The organism is Kitasatospora putterlickiae, assembly GCF_039527695.1.
GTDB lineage: Bacteria > Actinomycetota > Actinomycetes > Streptomycetales > Streptomycetaceae > Kitasatospora > Kitasatospora putterlickiae.
In genome coordinates this window covers 316-6,488 of sequence record NZ_BAAAKJ010000552.1, presented here as the reverse complement: position 1 = coordinate 6,488, position 6,173 = coordinate 316, and the positions used below count along the sequence as shown (strand labels likewise).

General features: G+C 75.3%; 6 protein-coding genes. 3 read left to right on the top strand and 3 right to left on the bottom strand.

Features of this window, described 5'->3' with window-relative positions; genetic code table 11:
* The coding region (locus ABD308_RS39240) for a mannosyltransferase YkcB-related protein (protein ID WP_486327052.1) at nt 1-482 on the top strand (482 nt) is incomplete at its 5' end.
* Nucleotides 483-510: 28 nt separating this feature from the next.
* Here the strand turns inward: ABD308_RS39240 and ABD308_RS39235 are convergent.
* The 3 genes from ABD308_RS39235 to ABD308_RS39225 all read right to left on the bottom strand — a co-directional run bounded on the left by ABD308_RS39235 (nt 511) and on the right by ABD308_RS39225 (nt 4,094).
* The gene (locus ABD308_RS39235; protein ID WP_344345896.1) at nt 511-2,151 is read right to left on the bottom strand and encodes an alpha/beta hydrolase; all 1,641 of its coding nucleotides are present in this window, start codon (nt 2,149-2,151) and stop codon (nt 511-513) included.
* A gap of 147 nt (nt 2,152-2,298) precedes the next feature.
* Nucleotides 2,299-3,075 carry an HNH endonuclease family protein gene (locus tag ABD308_RS39230; protein ID WP_344345894.1) on the bottom strand — a complete coding sequence of 259 codons (777 nt, stop codon included), beginning with the start codon at nt 3,073-3,075 and terminating at the stop codon, nt 2,299-2,301.
* Between the two features lie 104 nt (nt 3,076-3,179).
* Nucleotides 3,180-4,094, bottom strand: a complete 915-nt coding sequence (locus ABD308_RS39225; RefSeq protein ID WP_344345892.1) for an NAD-dependent epimerase/dehydratase family protein — start codon at nt 4,092-4,094, stop codon at nt 3,180-3,182.
* A 122-nt stretch (nt 4,095-4,216) separates the two neighbouring features.
* Here ABD308_RS39225 and ABD308_RS39220 point away from each other — a divergent pair, with 122 nt between their 5' ends.
* Both ABD308_RS39220 and ABD308_RS39215 read left to right on the top strand, forming a co-directional pair.
* Complete coding sequence (locus ABD308_RS39220; protein ID WP_344345890.1) at nt 4,217-5,206, top strand: GlxA family transcriptional regulator; 990 nt, start codon at nt 4,217-4,219, stop codon at nt 5,204-5,206.
* An 89-nt stretch (nt 5,207-5,295) separates the two neighbouring features.
* On the top strand, nt 5,296-5,895 hold the full coding sequence (locus ABD308_RS39215; protein WP_344345888.1) for a nucleotidyltransferase family protein: 600 nt from the start codon (nt 5,296-5,298) through the stop codon (nt 5,893-5,895).
* The last annotated feature ends 278 nt before the right edge of the window (nt 5,896-6,173 follow it).

Below are 6,173 nucleotides of genomic sequence, written 5' to 3'. Positions count from 1 at the left end.
GCAACCGCGCCCCGGGTGGCGCGGACGGCACGGGCGGCATGGGCGAGGGGCCCGGCGGCATGGGCGGGCTGCTGATGGGGGCCGAGGTGAGCGACGAGGCCGCCGCCCTGCTGAAGGAGGGCGCCGACGGCTACCGCTGGGCCGCCGCGGCCAGTGGTTCGCAGTACGCCGCCGGCTACCAACTCGCCTCCGGTGTCCCGGTGATGGCCCTCGGCGGCTTCAACATCAGCGACCCCTCGCTCAGCCTGAGCGCCTTCCAGCAGTACGTGCGGGAAGGCAAGGTGCACTGGTTCATCGCCGGCTACGCGTTCGGCGCCGTCGGCGGCGAGGCGGCCGGCACCGACGCCGCTCCGGCCGGTCAGGGCGGCGAGGCGGGCCGGTCGCAGACCGCCGAGATCGAGGCCTGGGTGACGAGCCACTACACCGCCAGGACGGTCGGCGGCTCGACCTTCTACGACCTCAGCCGGCCCCCCACGTCCTGACCCGGCCCGACCCGACGGCGGGTCCCCGCTACCGCGCGGCGTCGGTCGCGCAGCGCGTCCCGGCGGCCGGCACCGTGCCGTCGACGAGGAAGGAGTTGACGGCCGTGCGGACGCACTCGCTGCGCCCGTACCCGGTGTGGCCCTCGCCCTCGCGGGTGAGCAGCACGGCGTTGCCGAGCTGGGCGGCGAGCTTCTCCGCGTTGGCGTACGGCGTGGCCGCGTCGCCGGTGGAGCCGACCACCACGATCGGCGTCGCGGCCTTCGAGGTGATCGGGTGCGCCTTCTCGGCCGAGCGGAACGGCCAGTTCCGGCAGTCGGGGTCGAACAGCGCCGCTCCCGGCTCGCGCCGGCTGATCAGCGGGGCCTTGGCGGCCATCTCGGCGTACGCGGCCTGCAGCGCCTCGCCGGTCGGGACGCCGGTCGCCCCGTCGGCGCAGTAGACGGCGGTGTAGGCGTCGGCGGAGACGCTGTAGTGGCCGTCCTTGTCGCGCTTGTTGTAGGAGTCCGCGTAGGCGAGCAGGTAGTCGCCCTTGCCGCGGGCCATGGCCCAGCCGAGGTTGTTGGCCAGGGAGTCCCAGGCGCTCTCGTCGCCGTAGAGGCCCTCGATCATTCCGGTCCAGGCCGCGGTGGAGGTGAGGACGCGGCCGTCCTTGGTGGTGAGCGGCTTCTTCTTGAGCCCGTCGAGGAAGTCGGCGAGCTTCTCGGGCGCCTTGTCCGGGTCCTTGCCGAGCGGGCACTGCGCCTGCTTGGCGCAGTGGGCGGCGAACGCCCGCAGCGAGCGCTCGAAGCCCGCGTACTGCTCGATGTTGTTCTCCGCCAGCGGCTTGGCCGGGTCGACCGCGCCGTCCAGGACGAGCCGGCCGACGCGGTCCGGGAACTCCTCCGCGTAGACGCTGCCGATGTAGGTGCCGTAGGAGAGCCCGAGGTAGCTGAGCGTCCGGTCGCCGAGCGCGGCCCGCAGCACGTCCATGTCGCGGACGGTGTCGCGGGTTCCGACGTGCTCCAGCAGCTTGCCGTACTTGGCCTGGCAGGCCTCCGCGAGGACCTTCCCGTGCTCGGGGCCGAGGTCCTCGCTGGTGACCCAGGCGTCCCGGGTCCGGTCGTCCAGGCAGTTGATCGGCGCGCTGAGGCCGGAACCGCGGGGGTCGAGGCCGACGATGTCGTAGTGGTCGCGCAGCGGGCCGTCGTAGTCCTTCTGGCCGCGCTGGACCATGCCGACGCCGCTGCCGCCGGGCCCGCCCGGGTTGACCAGGAGGGAGCCGGTCCGCTCACCGGGCTTGGCGCTGGTGATCCGGGCGACACCGATGTCCAGGGTCTCGCCGGCCGGCTGGGCGTAGTCCAGCGGGACCTTGAGGGTGGTGCACTGCACCGCCGACTCGTCGGTCTTCTCGGTCTTCGGGTCGTCCTTGCAGGCCGCCCAGGCGAGCTGCTGGCCGTAGAAGGCCTGGAGGGCCGGGTCCGCCTGGCCGGTGGGCTTCACGGTCGGCGTCGGCGTCGGCGTGGCGGTCGGCACGGGCGTCCCGGTCGCGCTGGGCGAGGGCGCGGTGGTCGCGACGGTGGACGGCGCGCCGGAGGCCGCGCCGGTGGTGCCGCCCGAACCGCCGCAGGCGGCCAGCAGGGTGGCGGCGGCGACGGCGGGCAGGGCGCGTCGCGAGAACCGGATGATCATCGAATGCACCGCACACGAATACCATCTGACGATCACACGGTTAACGGCGCCCCGGCCGCCGCGCCCCCGCCCGCCGCGCGCACTTCATGACAAACAGCGACGAACCCTCAGAGGAAACGTTTCCTCAGCTCTCACCGCAGCCGCCCGTCAGCCGCCGCACTGCTGCAGCATCGCCTTCTTGTCCGCCGTCGTCACCGGCAGCCGGTACTTCAGCGACACCTGCGCGAAGCGCACCGCGTACGCGCAGCGGATCTCCGGGTTGGCGGGCAGCCAGGCGGACGGCCCGGAGTCGCCCTTGGAGGCGTTCTGCGAGCCGTCGGCCGGGATGAGGTTCAGCGGGTCGTTGGCGATCTGCACCCGCTTCGACTTCTCCCACGTGCTCGCGCCCATCTGCCAGTCGTAGGACAGCGGCATCACGTGGTCTATCTGGATCTTCGAGGCCTGCTGCTTGTTCCAGTCCACCGTCTTGCCGGTGTACGGGTCGTGGATGGTCATCGAGGTGACCACGCACTTCGAGCCGTCCTTGCGCTCGACCGCCGAACCGTCCCTGGCCAGCAGGTCGTTGCGGGTGTCGCAGTTGTTGTGGCCGCCGGGCACGCCGTCCACGTTGTCGGTCCAGGCCGGGCCGAACTCATTGCGGTCGTAGCCGTCCTTGGGGCCGGCCGCGGCGGTGGCGACCTTGGCGATCAGCTCCCGGCCCGACTTCTGCTCCTCGGGCGACGTCAGCGGCGCCAGACCGGGCTTGGTGCCGTCCGGGTTCTCCAGCGGGCTGGTCCCCCGGCCCGCGGAACCCGCCGGCCCCGCACCGGCGGACGCGCCGCCGTCCGCCCGCTTCCCGTCGTCCGAGCAACTGCTCAGCACCGCGGCGGATATCAGGAGGACGACGGCGGCGGCGGACAGGGTGGTGCGACGACGGGCGGGCACGGGGACTCCCCAGGTGGGCGGGCGGCTGACGGCGCACCAGCAGACCAGCCGCCCCGCAGGGGGTCAAGCCACCACAACACGGACCTTTTCGATCATGGCGAAGCTCACACCCGCAGGTCCCGGACGATCTCCTCGACCACCGTCTCCAGCGGCGTCGCCGCCACCCCCAGCACCTCCCGGGTGACCGCCGAGTCGAGCAGCAGCGGCCGGTCGTACAGGTAGCCCATCTCCTCGACCTCGGCGAGCATCTCGTCCCCGGACCGGGCCAGGTCCGCCGCCGCGATCGCGGTGAGCGCCGGCTCCGGAGCACCGGCCGCCGTCGCCAGCAGCCCGGCCAGCTCGCGGGCGGACGCCTCGCCGGTACTGGGCACGTGCCAGGCCCGGCCCCAGGACGCCTCGTTGCGCGCGGCGGCCACCAGGGTGCCGGCCACGTCGCCGACGTAGCTCCAGCTGTGCGGCGCGTCCAGGTCGGCGGGGTAGCCGACCGGCTCGCCCGCCACCACGGCCGGCGCCACGGTGAAGGCGAACAGCGAGGTCGCGGCGCGGCCGAGGAAGTCGCTCGCCCGCACCTCGGTGACGCGCGCCCGGCCCGCCGCGTGGGCGGCCAGCGCGTCCGCCCACAGGGCCGCGCGCAGCGTGCCCTTGCGGCTGGTCGGGGCGGCCGGCAGGTCCTCGGTGAGCGGGCCGTCCACCGGGCCGTAACCGTAGACGTTGCCGAGCATGACGTAACCCGCGCCGGTCCGCTCGGCGGCGGTCAGCAGGGCGGCGGCGAGCGGCGGGAACCCGGTCAGCCAGTGGTGGTACGGCGGGGCCGCGCAGTTGATCAGCGAGGCCGCGCCCTCGACCAGCGCGGTGAGGGCGTCGGCGTCGGTGGCGTCGGCGGCGACCCGCTCGACGCCCGGGTGCCCGGGGCCGGTGCCGCGCCGGGTGACGAGACGGACCCGCTCGCCCTCCCCGGCCAGGCGCAGGGCGGTGGCGGTGCCGGTCGGGCCGGCTCCGGTGACGACGTGGAAGGACATGGGAGGCTCCCGGGTTGGCGGAGGGGGTGGTGGCGCCGGACTGGCGGCGCCGTGATCAACTCTCGGCCAGGGGCCCGCCGCGCGGCAGGGCTCCGGCTGCCAAGGTTCCGGAGGTTCTGGCCATGCACTCGTCCGTACGGCCGCCCGCGGACGTCCACCGGGTCGCGGTCGTCGCCGTGCCCCCGGTGACCACCTTCGACCTCGCCATCCCCGACATCGTCTTCGGCTCCGCCGAGTTGGACGGCCACCCGGCCTACCGGGTGCGGATCTGCACGGTCGAGCCGGGACCGGTGGCGAGCACCAGCAGCCTCCAGGTCGTCGTCCCGCACGGCCTGGACGCGATCGCCGACGCGGACACCGTGCTGGTCACCGGCTCGGCCTCCCGGGCCGACGCCGACGAACGGATCCTCGCCGCCCTGCGCGCGGCGGCCGCCCGGGGCGCCCGGATGGCCTCGATCTGCACCGGCGCCTTCGTCCTCGCCCAGGCCGGACTGCTCGACGGGCACAGCGCCACCACCTACTGGGTGCAGGCCGGCGCACTGGAGCACCGCTTCCCCCAGGTGCGGGTGCTCCCGCAGGCGCTGTTCGTCGACGACGGCCCGGTGCTCACCTCGGCCGGGCTCACCGCCGGCATCGACCTCTGCCTGCACATGGTGCGCACCGACCACGGGGCGGCGGTGGCCAACGCGGTGGCCCGGCTGGCGGCGGTCTCGGCGGTCCGCGACGGCGGCCAGGGCCAGGTCCTGCCGACGCCGGTGGCCGCCCCGGACGGCAGTTCGCTCGCCGCCACCCGCGCCTGGGCCCTCGCCCGGCTCGCCGAACCGCTCACCCTGGCCGGGCTGGCCGCGCACGCGGGGGTGAGCGTGCGCACCCTCAACCGCCGCTTCCAGGCCGAGGCCGGCACCACCCCGCTCCAGTGGCTGCTCACCCAGCGCCTTGAACAGGCCCGGGAGCTCCTGGAGTCCACCACCCTGCCGGTCGACCGGATCGCCGCCCGCACCGGCTTCGTCACCCCCGACTCGCTCCGCCGGCACCTGCTCCAACGCGTCGGCATGACGCCCCGCGCCTACCGCACCCACTTCCCCCGGCCGCGGACCCGGGCGGAGAGCTGACGCCCGGCGGGCGGGCGCGGCGGTCGTGGCATCGTCCGACCGCCGCCGGGCGGGCTGTGCGGCGCCGTGCGGGCGGGCACGCTGGGTGCATGGGACGAAGCGATGCGGTGGCCGCGCTGGTGCTGGCCGCCGGGGGCGGACGGCGGTTGGGCGGGCGGCCGAAGGCGCTGATCCGGTACCGGGGCCGGCCACTGGTGGAGCACGCGGTGGCGGTGGTCCGCGCGGGCGGCTGCCGGGAGGTGACGGTGGTGCTGGGCGCGGCCCGGGAGCGGGTGCGGTCGACGGCCCATCTGCCGGGCTGCCGGCTAGTGGCCAATCCGGACTGGGCGGACGGCCTGGGGTCCTCGCTGCGCGCCGGCCTGGCCGCGCTGCCCGCCCGGTCCCCGGCGGCGCTGGTGATGCTGGTGGACACGCCGGGGGTGAGCCCGGCCGCGGTGGCCCGGTTGCTGGCCGCGCACCGGGCCGGCGCGGAGCTGGCCGCCGCGGCGTACGGCGGCCGGCGCGGGCACCCGGTGCTGATCGGGGCCCGGTACTTCGCCGAGGCGGTGGAGGGCGCGCGCGGCGACACGGGGGCGCGCGCGCTGCTGGCGGCGCATCCGGACGACCTCACGCTCGTCGAGTGCGCCGATGTCGCCGTACCGGACGACCTGGACACCCCGGCCGATCTCGCCCGCTGGGGCGCCGGGTGACTCACGCGCCGCACCCGACCGCACCGGTGCCCCCGCGTTCGCCCCGGTCGGGGCCCCGGCTACCGCGCGAGGGGGAGGCGTCTCCTCCTCACCGGCGACCGATCGAGCGCACACCCCTGATTCCTCCCTGAGGATTGCCGCATTCCGCGCCGCGCCCCCCGGGTTTCGGGGAGCATGGGACACGTCACCCACCCCCGATTCGAACGGACGGTGCCCGCGATGCCCGGACTGCCCGACGACTTCACCGGACACGACCCGGCCGGCCGCGGCCCGGGGGC

What these genes read in the sequence shown, in the direction of transcription:
- ABD308_RS39235 (WP_344345896.1), bottom strand. Translation starts at nt 2,151, where the DNA reads ATGATCATCCGGTTCTCGCGACGCGCCCTGCCCGCCGTCGCCGCCGCC.
- ABD308_RS39215 (WP_344345888.1), top strand. Translation starts at nt 5,296, where the DNA reads ATGGGACGAAGCGATGCGGTGGCCGCGCTGGTGCTGGCCGCCGGGGGC.
- ABD308_RS39225 (WP_344345892.1), bottom strand. Translation starts at nt 4,094, where the DNA reads ATGTCCTTCCACGTCGTCACCGGAGCCGGCCCGACCGGCACCGCCACC.
- ABD308_RS39220 (WP_344345890.1), top strand. Translation starts at nt 4,217, where the DNA reads ATGCACTCGTCCGTACGGCCGCCCGCGGACGTCCACCGGGTCGCGGTC.